The following is a 16,058-nucleotide window of genomic DNA, read 5'->3' as shown; positions in this document are numbered from 1 at the left end:
TAATAACAGTCCGGGTGGATCGCCCGGCTTTCCCCGCCTGAACCCGAGCCGTCCCGATGCAGCAAGACCCCAGCGACCACCCCGACCACCGCACCGCCACGGTGCCGGATGCCGCGGCAGGGCGCCGTTTCGACGCCGTGCTCGCCGAACTGTTCCCCCAGTTCTCGCGCTCCAAGCTGACCACCTGGATCAAATCCGGCGAGGTGCTGCTGGACGGCGCGGTGCCGCGCCCGCGCGACGCGGTGGTGGGCGGGGAGACCGTGAGCCTGAACGTCGTGCTCGACACCCAGACCACCGCCGAGCCGCAGGACATCCCGCTGTCGGTCCTGTTCGAGGACGACCAGGTGATCGTGATCGACAAGCCGGCCGGGCTGGTCGTGCATCCGGGGGCCGGCAACCATGACGGCACTCTGGTCAACGGGCTCCTGTTCCGCGACGCTTCGCTGGCGACGCTGCCGCGCGCCGGCATCGTGCACCGGCTCGACAAGGACACCTCGGGCGTCATGGTGGTCGCGCGCACGCTCGAGGCGCACAACGCGCTGGTCGAGCAGCTGTCGGCGCGTGACGTACATCGCCAGTACCTGGCGGTCGTGGTCGGCGCGCTGGTCTCGGGCGGCACCGCGGATGCCCCGATCGACCGCCACCCGCGCGATCGCCTGCGGATGGGCGTGCGCGAGGACGGCCGCGAAGCCGTCACCCATTACCGTCTGCGCGAACGCTTCCGCGCGCATACCGCGCTCGAATGCCGGCTCGAGACCGGCCGCACGCACCAGATCCGTGTGCACATGGCGCATCTGCGCCATTCGATCCTCGGCGACCCGCTCTATGGCGGCTCGCTGAAGCTGCCCAAGGGCGCGTCGGACGAGATGATCGCGATGCTGCGCGGCTTCCGCCGCCAGGCGCTGCATGCCGAAACGCTGGAGTTCAAGCATCCGGTCACCGGCGAGGCCGTGCGCTGCACAGCGCCGCTGCCCGAGGACATGCAGGCCCTGCTGAAGGTGCTGCGTGCGGACGCGATCCAGCACGCGGAGATGGGGCAGCGGTGAGCGCGCTGCTGCACGCCGCCTGGCCCGCGCCGCGTGGCGTGCGGGCGCTGACGACGCTGCGCCACGGCGCAGGCGTGTCGCAGGCGCCGTTCGACAGCTTCAACCTCGGCAACCACCGCAGCGCTTCCGGTGACGCGCCGGCTGCGGTCGCGCGCAATCGCGACGTACTGGTCGACATCGCCGGCCTGCCATCGCCGCCGCACTGGCTGCAGCAGGTGCATGGCGTCGAGGTCGCACGTTTCGTTGCGCCGGCGGGCGCTGCGCAGCAGGCGCTGGTCGAGGCCGATGCGTCGGTGACGTCGGAAGCGGGCGTCGTGCTCGCGATCCTCACCGCCGATTGCCTGCCGGTCGTGTTCGCCGCCGATGACGGCAGCGAGATCGCCGCCGCGCACGCAGGCTGGCGTGGACTGGCAGCGGGCGTACTCGAAGCGACGGTCGCGGCGATGCGCACGTCGCCGTCTCAGTTGCAGCTGTGGCTCGGCCCGGCAGCGGGACCGGCGTCGTACGAAATCGGGGCCGAGGTGCGCGATGCGTTCGTTGCGGGCGATCCGGGCGCGGATGCCGCGTTCGTCGCCACGCGTGACGGTCACTGGCGCGTCGATCTGTACGCGTTGGCGCGTCGGCATCTCGAAGCGGTGGGAGTCCGGGTGGATGCGATCCATGGTGGCGACCGCGACACGATCGCCGAAGCCGATGCGTTCTTCTCGCATCGCCGCGACGCGCGGACGGGCCGCATCGCGACACTCGCGTGGATCGCACCGCCGGGCTGAGCCCGGCGGTGCGGGATCTCAGAACGCGTACCGCACCCGCGTGTAGTAGTACGCGCCGCTGCTGCCGATGCCCGACAGCACGTCGTAGGGCAGGTTGCCGAAGTAGAAGATGTCTTCGTTCGAGAGATCCGCGTATTCGTCGGTCAGGTTCTGGCCGCCGATGGCGAGCGTCCACTTGTCGCCGAGGCGTACTTCGGCTTCCGCGTCGAGCTGCCACTTCGCGCCGTAGACCTGCTCGGGCTCGAAGCCGCCGCCGAAGTTGAAGACGCGCTTGGTGCTGCCGTGGCGGGTCACGCGCGTGAGCAGGTTCCAGCGGTCGTTTGACCAGCTACCGGTGAACGCCGAGCGCGTGCGCGGGGCGGCGTCGGTCAGCGTATTGCTTTCCTCGACGCCGAACAGCACTGCGTCGGGCACCACCGCCGACGGCGCGGCCGGGGTCGCGACGATGCGCTTGATCTCGGTGTCGGCGTAGCTCCAGGTACCGGTCAGCAGCAGTGAACCGCCGGCCAGCGGGTGACGCCAGTTGGCGACGGCCTCGGCGCCGCGCGTGCGCGTGTCGGCGGCGTTGGTGAAGAAGCTGACGCTCTGCACACCCGGCACGCCGAATTCGGCGTCGATGAAGTCGGTCAGCGCATCGCTGGTGATCGCTTCCGACAGCGCGACGCGGTCGTCGATGTCGATCTGGAACAGGTCCAGCGAGAAGTCGAAATTCTCACCGACGCGGCTGGTGAAGCCGAGGCTGGCGTTGATCGACTGCTCGGGCGTGAGGTCGGTCGCGCCGAGCGCGCGGGCGATCGGGTTGTTGACCGACAGCAGGCGGCTCTGGATCAGCTGGCCGGCGGCGTTGTAGCCGGTACCCGTGGACTCGTAGCCGATCTGGCCGAGCGACGGCGCGCGGAAGTTCTTCGACAGCGCGCCGCGCAGCGCGAACGCCGGCACGAACTCGTAGCGCGCAGCGAGCTTGCCGGTCACTTCGCCGCCGAAGTCGCTGTAGTGCTCGTAGCGCACGGCGGCATCCGTGCTGAGCTTCTCACCGAAGCTGCTCGACACGCTGGCGTAGACGCTGGCGACATCGCGGTCGAGGTCGGCCTCGTCCTGCGGGGTCAGGCCGCCGCCGGCCTGCGAACCCGTCGGGCGATCGGTGAACGGACCGGCCGCATAGCTCGCCGGATCGCCGGCGCCGGTCTCGTAGTTCTCGACGCGGAATTCCACGCCGGTGGCGAAGGTGTGCAGGTTGTCGCCCTGCGCGAACAGACGGCTGACGTCGACGTTGGCCAGCGTCTGGTCGAACGCGTAGTCGCCGGTCTTGAAGCGCGTCGGGCTCGAGGCGCCGAGCGAGGCATTGATCGAATCGCGCAGGCGATAGGTGAACGCGTTGCGGCCGTGGTTGAGGCTGGCGTCGACATCCCAGTCGCCCCACTGCGTGCGCACACCGGCGACGCCGGCGACATCGAGGTTCTCGCCGATCGACACCGGGCGGAAACCGTTGGGATACACCTCGAGCCAGTTCGCTTCGCCGTCGGGATAGCGGAAATAATTCGCGCCTTCGGTGTCGCGCTGGTTGTAGGTGCCGAACGCGTAGAAGGTCGCGGACTCGCCGAGCGCGATCTCGGTGTTGAGCCAGCCGTTGATGTCCTTGGCCGCACCGTTGCCGTGGTGGTAGTTGCGCTGGCCCTGCAGGGCGAGGTTGCGCGGCGTCTGGTCCCACGGCGGAATCTGGTCGAAACCGGCGCGGTTGGTCGGCGAGAGTTCCTTGTATTCCAGGCCCACGCGCAGGAAGCCGTCGTCGCCGAGCGCGGTGCCGACCTTCGCCGCGAGCGAGGCGCTCTGACCGTCGGTGATGCGCTGGTCGGTGGGCTCGAACCTGGTGTGGTGCGCGCCGTAGCTGGCTTCGATCGCACCGCCATCGCCGCCGTCGTCGAGGATGATGTTGATCACGCCGGCGACCGCATCGGCGCCGTACTGCGCGCCCGCGCCGTCGCGCAGCACTTCGATGCGCTTGATCGCGCTGAGCGGAATCGCGTTGAAGTCGACCGGCGTGGTGCCGCGGCCGACCTTCGAACCCGTGGTCACCAGCGACGACACATGCCGGCGCTTGCCGTTGACCAGCACCAGCACCTGATCCGGCGACAGGCCACGCAACTGTGCGGCGCGGATGTGATCGGCGCCGCCGGAGTTCGACTGGCGCGGGATGTTGAACGACGGCAGCAGCGCCTGCAGCGCAGCGCCGAGTTCACCGTTGACTGCGCCGGCGCGGCGCAGGTCGTCTTCGTCGAGCACGTCGATCGGCGATGTCGATTCGAGCACCGTGCGATCGGTCGCGCGGGTGCCGGTGACGATCACCGCATCCAGACGGGTCGCGCCGTCGGCGGCAGGCGTCTGCGCGGCGGCGGGCAGGGCCAGGCCGCATGCGATGGCCAGCGCCAGAGGGGTGGAGACGAGGCGGCGGGCGGACGACATGGGCATGGAATTTCCTGGCGTAGGCGGGGATAGGGGCGGTGCCGGGCGCCGACCTGGGGAGGGCGACGTGACGCCCGGCACCGCGACCGCGCAGGGCGCGGCCGGTCCGCCATTGGGCACGCTTCGAATTCATACGTCCATCCGGATTGAGCGATACAGTGTTGCGGCACTGCAACAATTCCCGGCCGTCCACGCCTCTAGCATGGCGGCCCCGCACTTCCCGGCCGTCGCCATGTCCCTGTTCCGTCCGTTGCTGTCGATCCTCGCCGCGTCGGCCCTCGCCGCCTGCGCCACCAGTGCGCCCACGTCCGCGCCCGGCGTGCCGGAGAAGGTCGTCACCTCGGCCTATCACGGCGATGCAGCGCGGCCGGCGGAAGGTATCGGCTGGGTGCGCACCGAGCTGTACTTCGCGACCGGCCAGTGGGTGGCTTCGCCCGAAGAGACCGCGGCTTCCGAACAGCGCTGGCTCGACTTCCTCGATCGCGAAGTCACGCCACGCTTTCCCAAAGGCCTGAGCGTGATCGACGTCTACGGCCAGTGGCTGCCGCCGGGCGCCAGCACGCCGTCGCGCCTGCGCTCCAAGGAGCTGGTGGTGCATCATCCCGATACGCCGGAGCAGGCCGCCGCGATCGAGGCCATCCGCACCGCATGGAAGCAGGAAACCGGTCATCTGTCGGTGCTGCGCTCGCAACTGCACGCCGACGTTTCGTTCTGATCATCCCGCGTCACCTGCCCGCCGAGGTGTTCCCCATGTCGTCCAGCCGCGCCCGCCAGACCGTGCTCCGTCCCGCCCGCCTTGCCTTCGCACTCGCGTGCGCCCTGCCGGCGACGGTCTTCGCCCAGGACGCGGCCACGCCCGCCGCCGCGCCGCAGGAACGCGCCGCCACGCTTGATGCGGTGCAGGTCACCGCGCAGCGCCGCGTGGAGAACATCCAGGACGTGCCGGTGTCGATCACCACGCTCGATGCCGAGAAGCTCGGCGTGCTCGGCAGCGGCGGCACCGACATCCGGTTCCTGAGCGGTCGCGTGCCCAGCCTCAACATCGAATCGAGCTACGGCCGCGCGTTTCCGCGCTTCTACATCCGCGGCCTCGGCAATACCGACTTCGATCTCAATGCCTCGCAGCCCGTCTCGTTGATCTATGACGACGTGGTGCTGGAGAACCCGTTGCTGAAAGGCTTCCCGGTGTTCGACATCGCCGGCGTCGAAGTGCTGCGCGGCCCGCAGGGCACGCTGTTCGGCCGCAACACGCCGGCCGGCGTCGTGAAGTTCGATTCGGTGCGTCCGAGCCAGGAGTTCGAGGGCTACGGCAAGCTGGCCTACGGCAGCGACAACATGTGGAACTTCGAAGGCGCGGTCGGCGGCGCGTTGACCGAGCGCTGGTCGGCGCGCGTGTCGGCGCTGTACCAGCGCCGCGACGATTCGGTGCGCAACGCGCTGGCCGGTGCGCCCAATGAGGGCTTCGAGGGTTACGACGAATCCGCCGCGCGCGTGCAGTTCCTGTACGAGGGCGACGGTTTCGAAGGTCTGTTCAACCTGCACCGCCGCGATCTCAACGGCACCGCGCGCCTGTTCCGCGCGAACCTCGTCGAGCCGGGCAGCAACCGGTTCGTGCCGGGCTTCGATCGCGATACGGTTTCGGTCGACGGCGTCAATTTCTCCGACCTCGAAACCTGGGGCGGCAGCGCCCGCCTGCGCTGGGATTTCGGCCAGTACAGCCTGTACTCGATCACCGGCTACGAAACGCTGGAATCCTTGAACCGCGGTGACATCGACGGTGGTTACGGTGCCGCGTTCCTGCCCGATTCCGGCCCTGGCTTCATTCCGTTCGCGGCCGAGTCGGCCGACGGCATTCCCGACCACAAGCAGATCACCCAGGAAGTGCGCATCGAGTCGAATCTCGACGGCCCCTTCGACTGGCAGGCCGGCGCGTTCTGGTTCCGCGAAGAGCTGACCGTCGACAGCCTCAACTACGACTCGCTCGCGCCCGGCAATCCGCAGACCGGCCACGCCGTGCAGGAACAGCGCAACACCGCATGGGCGCTGTTCGCATCCGGCGAATACGACGTCAACGAGAAGCTCAAGCTGCGCGGCGGCCTGCGCTACACGCAGGACAAGAAGGACTTCAGCGCCAGCGTGCTGCAGGCGGTGCCGTTCGGGACGCCGGTCGGCGGCCCGTTCTTCGAGAACACCGATGTCGACGACATCAGCTGGGACGCGAGCGCGGTCTATGAACTCAATGACGACGTCAACGTCTACGGCCGTGTCGCCAAGGGCTTCCGCGCACCGTCGATCCAGGGACGTCTCGCGTTCGGCGGCATCTCGGTCGCCGATTCCGAGGAAGTGATCTCCTACGAAGTCGGCATCAAGGCCGACCTGTGGGACCGCCGCGGCCGCATCGGCTTCAACCTGTTCCGCTACAACGTCGACGGCCAGCAGCTGATCGCTGTCGGCGGCGCGACCAACCAGGCGATCCTGCTCAACGCCGACAAGTCGATCGGGCAGGGCGCCGAACTCGATCTGCAGGCCTGGCTGACCGACACGCTGCTGGTGACCTGGGGCACGAGCTACAACGACACCGAGATCCGCGATCCGAACCTCGCGGTCGCGGTTTGCGGCGGCGGCTGCACCGTGACCGATCCCACCGTGAACGGCTTCGCCCTCGTCGACGGCAACCCGTTGCCGCAGGCACCGAAGTGGATCCACAACCTCACCGCGCGCTGGGCGAAGCCGGTCGGCGACGACGCCGAGTTCTACGTCTACACCGACTGGGCGTACCGCGGTCAGGTCAATTTCTTCCTGTACGAATCGCCGGAATTCCGCGGCCGCTCGACGCTGGAAGGCGGCCTGCGTGTCGGCACGAACTGGAACCAGGGCAACTACGACCTCGCCGTGTTCGGCCGCAACATCACCGACAGCACGCGCATCGTCGGCGGTATCGACTTCAACAACCTGACCGGCTTCATCAACGAACCGCGGACCTGGGGTGTGGAGTTCACGGCGAAGTTCTGAGGGTCGTCGATACACCCGTCACGAGTTTCCGTGGCGGGCTTTTCGCTCCCGCCGGAGCAGGCGGTCATGCGTCCGTACCCGCCAAAGCCCGACCCCGTCGTTCCAGCGAAAGCTGGAACCCATTTTGATCTTCGCTTTTGCATGCTGCTCTGCGAGAGGCGCGTTGAAGCAAGATCAAAATGGATTACCGGACATTCGTCCGTTAAAGGCCCGGCGTCCGCCGGAATGACGGTGTAACGAATCCATCCAATTTCGGGAAGCCGATGTCCACCCCCGCAACCTTTACCCACCGCCCCCGCTGGTTCGTCCCCGGCGACATCAACGGTTTCTTCGGCCTCGTCGTCGACAACCTGTCCATCCTCGGTTTCATCGCCGCGGCGCTGGTCGGGATCTTCGGGGTGCCGGCCGACATCGTGTTCGGGCGCATGTTCCCGGGCACCGCATTCGGCGTGCTGGTCGGCAACCTGATGTACACGTGGATGGCGCGGCGTCTCGCGCAGCGCACCGGCCGCGACGATGTCACCGCGATGCCGCTCGGCCTCGATGCGCCGACCAGCATCGGCATGGCCTTGCTAGTGCTCGGTCCCGCGTTCGTCGCGTTCCGCCAGCAGGGCATGGACGCGAACGCCGCGGGCATCGCGACCTGGCAGCTCGGCATGGCGTCGCTGGTGGTGATGGGCGTGTTGAAACTCGTGCTGTCGTTCGCCGGTGACTGGATTACCCGCGTTGTGCCGCGTGCGGCGTTGCTGGGTTCGATCGGCGGCGCGGCGCTGATGCTGCTCGGCTTCCTGCCGCTGATCGAAACGCTGCGCTCGCCGGTCGCCGGTTTCGCGACGCTCGGCCTGCTGCTCTACGTGCTGGTCGCACGTGGGCCGGTGCCGCTGCGCCTGCCCGGCGTACCGTTCGCCCTGCTGGTCGGTCTCGCGCTGTACTACGGCCTCGGTCTCGCCGGTCTGTCACCGGGCTTCGCGTTGCCCGATGCCAGCTGGCCGGCGCCCGCACTGCCGTGGCCGAATCTCGGCTTCGTGGATGGACTGCCGGCGACGCTGCCCTATCTTTCGCTGCTGCTGCCGTTCGGCCTGCTGATGGTCGTCGGCGGCATCAACGTCAGCGAGAGCGCGCGCGCGGCCGGTGACGACTACCGCACGCGCGACGTGCTGCTGGTCGAAGCGGTGTCGACGCTGGTCGCCGGCGTCTGCGGCGGCGTCGCACAGACCACGCCCTATATCGGCCAGCCCGCCTACAAGCACATGGGTGCGCGCACCGGCTACACGCTGCTGACGGGCCTTTTCATCGGCATCGGCGGCATGCTCGGTCTGGTCTCCGGCCTGGTGCAGTGGCTGCCGGTCGCGGTGCTCGCGCCGATCATCGTCTTCGTCGGCATCGACATCACCGTGCAGGCCTTCCACAGCACGAAGCGCGAACACGCGATCGCGGTGTCGTTGGCATTTCTGCCGGCGATCGCCTACCTGCTCAACATCAAGTTCGGCAATCCGGCCTGGATTGATCCCGAGCGCATGGCCGCGCTGTATGCGCAGGTCGATGCCGGTCACGGCCTGCCGGAGATGGCGACGATCGTCGTGCTCGGCAACGGTTTCATCATCACTGCGATGCTGTGGGCGACCGCGCTGGTCGCACTGGTGGACCGGCGCACCGGCGTTGCGGTCGCGACCCTGCTGGCGGCCGCCGTGGCCACGCTGTTCGGGGTGATCCATTCGGTCCATCCGACCGGCGCGTTGGTGCTGCCGTGGCAACTCGACGGCCTGCGCCAGGCGATCGCGTTCCAGTTCGCGGCCGCCTATGCGGTGCTCGCGGTGCTGGTGGGCCTGCTGTCGATGCAACGCCAGCCGAAGTCGCCGACCCCGGACTGATCGAAGCGGGCGCGCAGGCGCTATCCTGCGCCGCCCGGATATGACCTGCGTGCGATGACGCCGACCCTCTACCAGACCCTGCTCGGCGCCGCGTTCTTCCGTCTGCCCGACGCCCTGCGCGCGCTGCACGGTACGCACGGCACGGCGCGCTACAGAGGACAGGTCACGGTGGTACGGGGTACGGGGCTGTTGTCGCGGTTGTGCGCACGCCTTGCAGGCCTGCCGCGTGCGATGACCGATGCACCGGTGACGGTGGATTTCGCCAGCGGGCCGAAGGGCGAGATCTGGTCGCGCGTGTTCGGCACGCCGCCCAAGGCCTCGCGCATGCGCTCGCGCCTGTCGCATCACGACGGCAAGCTGCGCGAGCGGCTCGGCCCGGCGCAGTTCCGGTTCGTGTTGCACACCTGGGACGGCACGATCTTCTGGAACGTCGCCGGCGCGCGCCTGCTCGGTGTGCTGCCGCTGCCGGCCGCACTGTTCCGCGACGTGCGCTGCAACGAGCGCGAAATCGACGGGCGCTATGCGTTCGAGGTCGAAGCCGCGCTGCCGCTCGTCGGGCAAGTGGTGCGTTACCACGGCTGGCTGCTGCCGGACGACACCGGCGCCGCGTGACCGCGTCCTTGCGGCGGCTTCGCCGATAATGGACGGCCCGTCTCAGGAAGCCGTGCCATGACCGCACAGACCCTCGCCGATCTCGCCAACGTCCCGGGCGTAGCGCCGCGCGATGCCGCGACCCGCGATTTCGTGTTCAACCACACCATGCTGCGGGTCAAGGACCCGGTAGCTTCGCTCGACTTCTATACCCGCGTGCTCGGTTTCACGCTGGTGCGCAAGGCCGATTTCGAACAGGCGAAGTTCTCGCTGTTCTTCCTCTCGCTGGTCGACGACACCGCCAACATCCCGGACGACGAAGATGCCCGTCGCGAATGGCTGGCGCGCCAGCCGGGCGTGCTGGAACTCACCCACAACCACGGCACCGAATCGCAGGACGGCCCGGTCTATCACGACGGCAACAGCGACCCGCGCGGCTTCGGCCACATCTGCGTCAGCGTCCCCGACGTCCGCGCCGCGTGTGCGCGTTTCGAGGAACTGGGCGTCACGTTCCAGAAGCGCCTGACCGACGGCACGATGAAGTCGATCGCCTTCATCAAGGATCCGGATGGGTACTGGGTGGAGATCATCCAGCCCACGAAAATGTGATGTCTTGCGCCGTAGGCGGATGACGCGTTGGCCCCTCTTTCTCCGGGAGAGGGGAAGACCATCGGCGTATGCCGATGGTGGGGTGAGGGCAGGGCTTTGCCGATCTGTTGAGTTTTTTCTGCAGAGCGCGCGAGGAGCACCCTCACCCCAACCCCTCTCCCGAAGGGAGAGGGGCTCAAGAGCAGGAGCGACTCACCTGGTAGCCCACCCCGACCCCGCCTTCTACGCAGCGAAACTGGCACCTCTCCCTCCGGGAGAGGTCGACGCACGCAGTGCGTCGGGTGAGGGCGGAACGTCAGCTGCGACGCCTAAGGATTCGCGGCATCGCGAACCGGGCGATCAGCCTGCGCGCGAGTAGCGAGGGGTTTCGCTTCGCGCTAACCCCATCCCGCGCAACGCGAGAGATCAGCCCCGCGTCGCCGCCAACCGCGACAGAAAATCCTTGCGCCACGCGTGGATGTCGTACTCGCGGATCCGCGTGATCATCGATTGCCAGCGCTCGCGTCGTGCTTCCCGCGGCATCGCCATCGCCGCGGCGATCGCGTCGGCGACACCGTCGCTGTCGAACGGGTTCACCAGCAGCGCGCCATCGAGTTCGCGCGCGGCACCGGCGAAGATCGACAGCACCAGCGCGCCGGGATCGTCGCCATCCTGCGAGGCCACGTATTCCTTGGCGACCAGATTCATGCCGTCGCGCAATGGGGTGACCAGCGCCATGCGCGACAGGCGGTAGAAGCCGGTCAGCGCGGGATGCGGATACGTCCGGTTGACGTAGCGCACCGGTGTCCAGTCGGGCTCGGAATGCGCGCCGTTGATGTGGCCGGCGTACTGCTCCAGTTCACGGCGCAACGTGCGGTAGCTGGCGACGCCGCCGCGCGAGACGGGCGCGATCTGCAGATAGGTCATCTTGCCGCGCTGGTCGGCATGGCGCTCGAAGAACCGCTGGATCGCGCGGAAGCGTTCCGGGAGACCCTTCGAGTAATCCAGCCGGTCGACGCCGATCGCCAGTGCGCGGCCGTTGAGGCTGGCGTGCATGCGCTTGGTCGTCGCGCTGCGTGAAGCGGTCTCGGCCAGGGATTCGATCACGCCGGCGTCGATGCCGATCGGGAATGCTGCTGCGCTGAAGCGACGGCCGTCGTGGTCGCGCAGGTCGCCCTGGCCCGCGACCTGGCCGCCGCGGAACAGGCGGATGTAATCCTGGAAGCGTTCGAGATCGCGCTCGGTCTGGAAACCGACGAGGTCGTAGGACGACAGCGCGCCGAAGGTCTTCTCGTGATGGGGCAGGCCGGCGACGATGTCGGCCGAGGGAAACGGCACGTGCAGGAAGAAGCCGATGCGTGCACGCACACCGCGCTTGCGCAGCTCCTGCGCGAGCGGAAACAGGTGGTAGTCCTGCACCCAGACGATGTCGTCGTCGCGCAGTTCTTTCGACAGCTTCTCGGCGAACAGCGCATTGACGCCGCGATAGGCGGCCTGGGTCAGCGCGTTGTAGTCGACGAGATCCAGGCGGAAGTGCAGCAGCGGCCACAACGTGCGGTTGGAGAAGCCGTTGTAGTAGCCCTCGTAATCCTCGCGCGACAGATCGACGGTGAGGTACTCGATGCCGTCCGCCTGCTGATGGTGCAGCTCGCCCGAGTGTGCACGCGCGACCTTGCCGCTCCAGCCGAACCACAGGCCGCCGGTCTCCTTGAGCGCCGCGTCGAGCGCGGTCGCGAGGCCGCCGTTCTGGCTGGCGCCCGGCAACGCGACACGGTTGGAGACGACGACCAGGCGGCTCATGCCGCTTCCTGCCAGGACCGCGACAACCGCATTGCCGCCATGATCAGACCGACGTGCGAGTACGTCTGCGGGAAGTTGCCCCAGGCCTCGCCGGTCTCGAACGACAGGTCTTCCGACAGCAGGCCGAGGTGGTTGCGACGCGACAGCAGGGTCTCGAACAGCTGCCGCGCTTCATGCGTGCGACCGATCGATGCCAGCGCGTCGATGTACCAGAACGTGCAGATCGTGAAGCTGGTTTCCGGCGTGCCGAAGTCATCGGGCGTCACGTAGCGGAACAGGCCGTCGCCGTGGCGCAGCGACTGGCCGATCGCCTCGACCGTGCCGATGAAGCGCGGGTCTTCCGGCGTCACGAAGCCGAGATCGGCGAGCAGCAGTAGCGAGGCATCGAGCCGGTCGCCACCGAAGGCATCGGCGAAATGGCCGAGCTCGGCATTCCACGCTTCGCCGAGAATCCGCTCGCGCATGCCGTCGGCGCGTTCGCGCCAGACGCCGATGCGTTCGTCGATGCCGAGCTGTCCGGCGATCCGCGCGAGCCGGTCGCAGGCTGCCCAGCACATCACCGCCGAATACGTGTGCACATGCGCCTTGCCACGGAATTCCCATAGGCCGGCGTCGGGCTGATCAAAAAGCTTGAACGCGAGTTCGCCCAGCGGTTCGAGCTTGCGGAACGTCGCCTCGTCGCCGCGATGCTCCAGACGACGGTCGAAGAACAGCTGCGTGGATGCGAGCACGACGCTGCCGTAGGTGTCGTGCTGGCGCTGCACATAGGCGAGATTGCCGCGGCGCACCGGCCCCATGCCGCGATAGCCGTCCAGCGCCGGCATCGTTTCTTCGGTGAGCGTGTGCTCGAAGCCGATGCCGTACAGCGGCTGCATGTCGCCGTCGTCGCTGACGGTGAGGTTGAAGATGTAGCGGATGTACTCCTCCATCGTGCGCGTCGCGCCGAGACGGTTGAGCGCGCGCACGACGAACGCTGAATCGCGCATCCAGCAGTAGCGGTAATCCCAGTTGCGCTCGGTGTCAGCGGCCTCGGGGATCGAGGTCGTCATCGCCGCGATGATGCCGCCGCTGTCCTCGTACTGGCACAGCTTCAGCGTGATCGCGCTGCGGATCACCGCTTCCTGGAAGTCGAGTGGGATCGACAGATAGCGCACCCATTCGCGCCAGTAGTTCGTCGTGCGATGCAGGCCGTCGCGTACGAATTCCGGCAATGGCTGGGTCACGGTCTCGTCGGGGCCGAGCAGGAAGTGCAGGTCGCGATCGAGCACGAACGGCAGGCCGTCGCGCAACAGGCGGATCGGCAGATCGGTGGTCGCACGCAGCGTGAAACCGGGCAGCACATAACGGATGTGGTTGCTGCCCCAGGTGCTGTCGGGCGCGCGCGCGCCCCAGTCGGCCAGCGGGCGCAGCAGCACGCGGATGCGCGGACTGCCCGACAGCAAGCGCACGCGCCGCATCAGCATCACCGGACGGTAGAAGCGGTCGTGCTGGCGCCAGCGCGGCGCGAAATCGGTGATCTCCAGCGACGCGCCATGCCGGTCGTAGAGCACGGTGCGCAGGATCGCGGTGTTCTCGACGTAGCTCTGTTCGCTGCGTTCGAAATCGTCGAGTTCGATCGACCAGTCGCCGTGGCCCTCCTTCGGCGACAGCAGCGCGCAGAACGCGGGGTCGCCGTCGAACGCGGGCAGGCAGGACCACACCAGACGCGCGTTGCGGTCGAACAGCGCGCCGAAGCTGCCGTTGCCGACGAGGCCGAGATCGAGGCTGGGAGCGAGCGGTTGGGTCATCGGGAAGTCTCCGGATTCGGGTCTGCGGGTACGCCGAGCCACGCATGGATCGCAGCGGGATTGGCCAGACGGAAGCGGGCGGCACTGCCGGCGCGATCACCGACCAGCACGCTGATGCCGCCATGGGCGTTGACGGCCGAGAAGCCGGGTTCGTCGGTGAGATCGTCGCCGGCGAACACCGGCACGCGGCCTTTGAACGGCGCTTCTTCGAGAAACGCGAGGATCGCGCTGCCCTTGTCGGCGTGGCGCGGGCGCAGTTCGATCACGTGATCGCCGGGTTGCAGCTGGTAGTCGGGCAGTCCGCTGAGTGCACCGGCAGCGAACGCGCGCAGCGCGAGTTCGGCGGCGGCCTTGTGCGCGGGCGCGACCATCCGCCAGTGCAGACCGAGCGCCGCGCCCTTGTCTTCGACCAGTGCGCCGGGATGCGCGTCGATCAAGGCGATCGCCGCATCCCGTGCGCGCAGCAGTGCAGGCGGCACGTCGCCGGCGGTGCCGGTGTGGCCGAGACGGCGTCGCTCCACGCCATGCAGGCCGGCAGCCGCGAACACCTGCGGCGCGAACAACTGGTCGAGCGTGGCGAGATTGCGACCGCTGACCAGCGCCAGCGCACCGCCCAAGGCCTGCTGCAGGACGGTCAGACGCGCGAGCAGTGCTGGCGGGACTTCGACCGCGTCGGGGCGCGGCGCGAACGGCAACAGGCAGCCGTCGACATCGAGAAACAACGCCGCATTCGCCGGCAGCGTGGGCGGCGGGGGCAACGCGGTCGCGGCCGGCGTCAGGAAGGGTGGGGTGGCTTCCGGTGATTGGCGCATTGCAGCATCATGGCCACGCGTCCGGAAAACCGATGTGAACCCTGCCCGCCCGACCGCGTCATCCACTGCGTCGCACGACGGTCCGATCGTCGTGTTCGACGGCGTCTGCGCGCTGTGCAGCGGCTGGGTGCACTTCCTGCTGCGCCACGATCGACGCGCCGGTTTCCGCTTCGCCGCGATGCAGGACCGCGTGGGCCACGACTTGCTGGTCGCGCACGGGATCGATCCCGCCGATCCGGTGTCGTTCCTGCTGGTCGATGGCGACGCCGGCTGGCATGACAGCGACGGCGTCATCGAAGTGCTGCAGCGTCTCGGTGGCGTGTGGCGCGTTGCGGCTGTGCTGCGCGTCGTGCCGCGTGCGTGGCGGGACCCGGCCTATCGCCTGCTTGCGCGCAACCGGTATCGCGTGTTCGGGCGCCGGGAGACGTGCATGGTGCCGCCGACCGAGGTGCGCGCGCGGTTTCTGTAGGCCGGAGCAGGCGGTCTGCCGGAACCGATGAAGCGATCGGCGAGGAAGTCACAGCCCGCTTGCTGTCAGTCGTCCGCCGCAATCCCACCATCCAGCTCCGGGTAATGCCGGAAGATCCCGTTGGTGTTGAACGCCAGCCGGCGCTCTGATGCCAGATACGCGGCGATGTGCGGCCGCGCCGCGATCCGCGCTTCCAGCTTGCGCAGCTGCGGAATCTTCGGCCCCAGCGCCTGCATCGCCTTCGGATACGCGTAGTCGAGCCCACGCACGATCTGGAACAGCGACAGGTCGACATAGGAATGCGCGCCCAGGGCATACCCGTTTCCGCGGGTCACCACCTGCTCGAAGTAGCCGAGGAACTTCGGCAGCCGGTTCTCACGTAGATCGGCGGCGCGTCGCTTCGCGGCGTCCTTCTGGTCTTCGTAGTACGCGGCGCTGGCGATCGGATGGTGGCTGTCGTGGATCTCGGTGACGAGGTCGGCAATGGTGAGCTGCAGTTGCAGCGCCTGCAGTCGCGCGGCTTCGTCCTCGGGCACCAGATCGAGTCGCGGCCCGAGAAAGTGGAGGATGTTGGCGACCTGGGCGACGACGAGGTCGCCTGACACCAGAAACGGCGGCGCGAACGGGTGGGCGCCCGTGCGGTCGCCGTCGAGGAAGGGTTGCATCGCGTCGTCGCCGTCCACGCGGGCCACGTCGACGTAATCGGCGCCGGCGTCCTCCAACGCGAGGCGCACGAACTCGCCACGGCCCTGGATGCCGGTCCAGTAATAGAGCTGGTAGGTCATGTGCGGTTCCACGAGCGGGCAGGCGGCCACCGTAGGACCGCCCGCGCAAGCGGCGGGTGAGGGCCTC

13 protein-coding genes are annotated in these 16,058 nt (G+C 68.2%); 8 read left to right on the top strand and 5 right to left on the bottom strand.

The window, feature by feature from the left end; all coding sequences use genetic code 11:
• Nucleotides 1–56 precede the first annotated feature (56 nt).
• Both rluD and pgeF read left to right on the top strand, forming a co-directional pair.
• A complete protein-coding gene (gene rluD / locus AC3A4E_RS14390) occupies nt 57–1,046 on the top strand; it encodes a 23S rRNA pseudouridine(1911/1915/1917) synthase RluD (protein WP_487632181.1) in 990 nt (329 codons plus the stop codon).
• Nucleotides 1,043–1,816: a peptidoglycan editing factor PgeF gene (gene pgeF, locus AC3A4E_RS14385; protein ID WP_487632180.1), complete on the top strand. Its 774-nt coding sequence runs from the start codon at nt 1,043–1,045 to the stop codon at nt 1,814–1,816. Before rluD ends, pgeF begins: the two co-directional genes overlap by 4 nt.
• Before the next feature lie 18 nt (nt 1,817–1,834).
• Here the strand turns inward: pgeF and AC3A4E_RS14380 are convergent, their stop codons facing one another.
• A complete protein-coding gene (locus tag AC3A4E_RS14380) occupies nt 1,835–4,276 on the bottom strand; it encodes a TonB-dependent receptor plug domain-containing protein (RefSeq protein ID WP_487632179.1) in 2,442 nt (813 codons plus the stop codon).
• A gap of 232 nt (nt 4,277–4,508) precedes the next feature.
• On the opposite strand from AC3A4E_RS14380, the gene AC3A4E_RS14375 reads away from it, so the two are divergent.
• From AC3A4E_RS14375 to gloA, 5 genes are all read left to right on the top strand, one after another.
• Nucleotides 4,509–4,991, top strand: coding sequence for a DUF3574 domain-containing protein (locus tag AC3A4E_RS14375; RefSeq protein WP_465076035.1), 483 nt, complete (start codon nt 4,509–4,511; stop codon nt 4,989–4,991).
• Nucleotides 4,992–5,017: 26 nt separating this feature from the next.
• Nucleotides 5,018–7,288 (top strand): TonB-dependent receptor, encoded by a 2,271-nt coding sequence (locus AC3A4E_RS14370; RefSeq protein WP_487632178.1) that lies wholly within the window; start codon nt 5,018–5,020, stop codon nt 7,286–7,288.
• 263 nt (nt 7,289–7,551) lie between these two features.
• Nucleotides 7,552–9,159: a SulP family inorganic anion transporter gene (locus tag AC3A4E_RS14365; protein ID WP_487632177.1), complete on the top strand. Its 1,608-nt coding sequence runs from the start codon at nt 7,552–7,554 to the stop codon at nt 9,157–9,159.
• A gap of 54 nt (nt 9,160–9,213) precedes the next feature.
• The gene (locus AC3A4E_RS14360; protein ID WP_487632176.1) at nt 9,214–9,771 is read left to right on the top strand and encodes a DUF4166 domain-containing protein; all 558 of its coding nucleotides are present in this window, start codon (nt 9,214–9,216) and stop codon (nt 9,769–9,771) included.
• 57 nt (nt 9,772–9,828) lie between these two features.
• Entirely contained in the window at nt 9,829–10,359 is a 531-nt protein-coding gene (gene gloA / locus AC3A4E_RS14355) for a lactoylglutathione lyase (protein ID WP_487632175.1), read from the top strand.
• Nucleotides 10,360–10,764: 405 nt separating this feature from the next.
• Here gloA and AC3A4E_RS14350 read toward each other — a convergent pair whose 3' ends face one another.
• The 3 genes from AC3A4E_RS14350 to otsB are packed head-to-tail and all read right to left on the bottom strand — an operon-like array spanning nt 10,765 to nt 14,737.
• Nucleotides 10,765–12,138 carry an alpha,alpha-trehalose-phosphate synthase (UDP-forming) gene (locus AC3A4E_RS14350; protein WP_487632174.1) on the bottom strand — a complete coding sequence of 458 codons (1,374 nt, stop codon included), beginning with the start codon at nt 12,136–12,138 and terminating at the stop codon, nt 10,765–10,767.
• Entirely contained in the window at nt 12,135–13,925 is a 1,791-nt protein-coding gene (locus AC3A4E_RS14345; protein WP_487632173.1) for a glycoside hydrolase family 15 protein, read from the bottom strand. The genes AC3A4E_RS14350 and AC3A4E_RS14345 overlap by 4 nt, the downstream gene beginning before the upstream one ends.
• Entirely contained in the window at nt 13,922–14,737 is an 816-nt protein-coding gene (gene otsB, locus AC3A4E_RS14340; protein WP_487632172.1) for a trehalose-phosphatase, read from the bottom strand. Before otsB ends, AC3A4E_RS14345 begins: the two co-directional genes overlap by 4 nt.
• A gap of 34 nt (nt 14,738–14,771) precedes the next feature.
• Here otsB and AC3A4E_RS14335 point away from each other — a divergent pair, with 34 nt between their 5' ends.
• Nucleotides 14,772–15,206, top strand: coding sequence for a thiol-disulfide oxidoreductase DCC family protein (locus tag AC3A4E_RS14335; protein WP_487632171.1), 435 nt, complete (start codon nt 14,772–14,774; stop codon nt 15,204–15,206).
• Between the two features lie 65 nt (nt 15,207–15,271).
• On the opposite strand, the gene AC3A4E_RS14330 is transcribed toward AC3A4E_RS14335, so the two are convergent.
• A complete protein-coding gene (locus AC3A4E_RS14330; protein ID WP_487632170.1) occupies nt 15,272–15,991 on the bottom strand; it encodes a glutathione S-transferase in 720 nt (239 codons plus the stop codon).
• Nucleotides 15,992–16,058: the final 67 nt, after the last annotated feature.

Source organism: Luteimonas sp. Soil_N_1, from assembly GCF_057656255.1.
This window is presented reverse-complemented; position numbering and strand designations above follow the sequence as displayed.

Excerpts from the sequence above, each read along its gene's own strand:
- rluD (WP_487632181.1), top strand. The coding sequence starts at position 57 with ATGCAGCAAGACCCCAGCGACCACCCCGACCACCGCACCGCCACGGTG.
- AC3A4E_RS14380 (WP_487632179.1), bottom strand. The coding sequence starts at position 4,276 with ATGTCGTCCGCCCGCCGCCTCGTCTCCACCCCTCTGGCGCTGGCCATC.
- AC3A4E_RS14375 (WP_465076035.1), top strand. The coding sequence starts at position 4,509 with ATGTCCCTGTTCCGTCCGTTGCTGTCGATCCTCGCCGCGTCGGCCCTC.
- AC3A4E_RS14365 (WP_487632177.1), top strand. The coding sequence starts at position 7,552 with ATGTCCACCCCCGCAACCTTTACCCACCGCCCCCGCTGGTTCGTCCCC.
- AC3A4E_RS14360 (WP_487632176.1), top strand. The coding sequence starts at position 9,214 with ATGACGCCGACCCTCTACCAGACCCTGCTCGGCGCCGCGTTCTTCCGT.
- gloA (WP_487632175.1), top strand. The coding sequence starts at position 9,829 with ATGACCGCACAGACCCTCGCCGATCTCGCCAACGTCCCGGGCGTAGCG.
- AC3A4E_RS14350 (WP_487632174.1), bottom strand. The coding sequence starts at position 12,138 with ATGAGCCGCCTGGTCGTCGTCTCCAACCGTGTCGCGTTGCCGGGCGCC.
- AC3A4E_RS14345 (WP_487632173.1), bottom strand. The coding sequence starts at position 13,925 with ATGACCCAACCGCTCGCTCCCAGCCTCGATCTCGGCCTCGTCGGCAAC.
- otsB (WP_487632172.1), bottom strand. The coding sequence starts at position 14,737 with ATGCGCCAATCACCGGAAGCCACCCCACCCTTCCTGACGCCGGCCGCG.
- AC3A4E_RS14330 (WP_487632170.1), bottom strand. The coding sequence starts at position 15,991 with ATGACCTACCAGCTCTATTACTGGACCGGCATCCAGGGCCGTGGCGAG.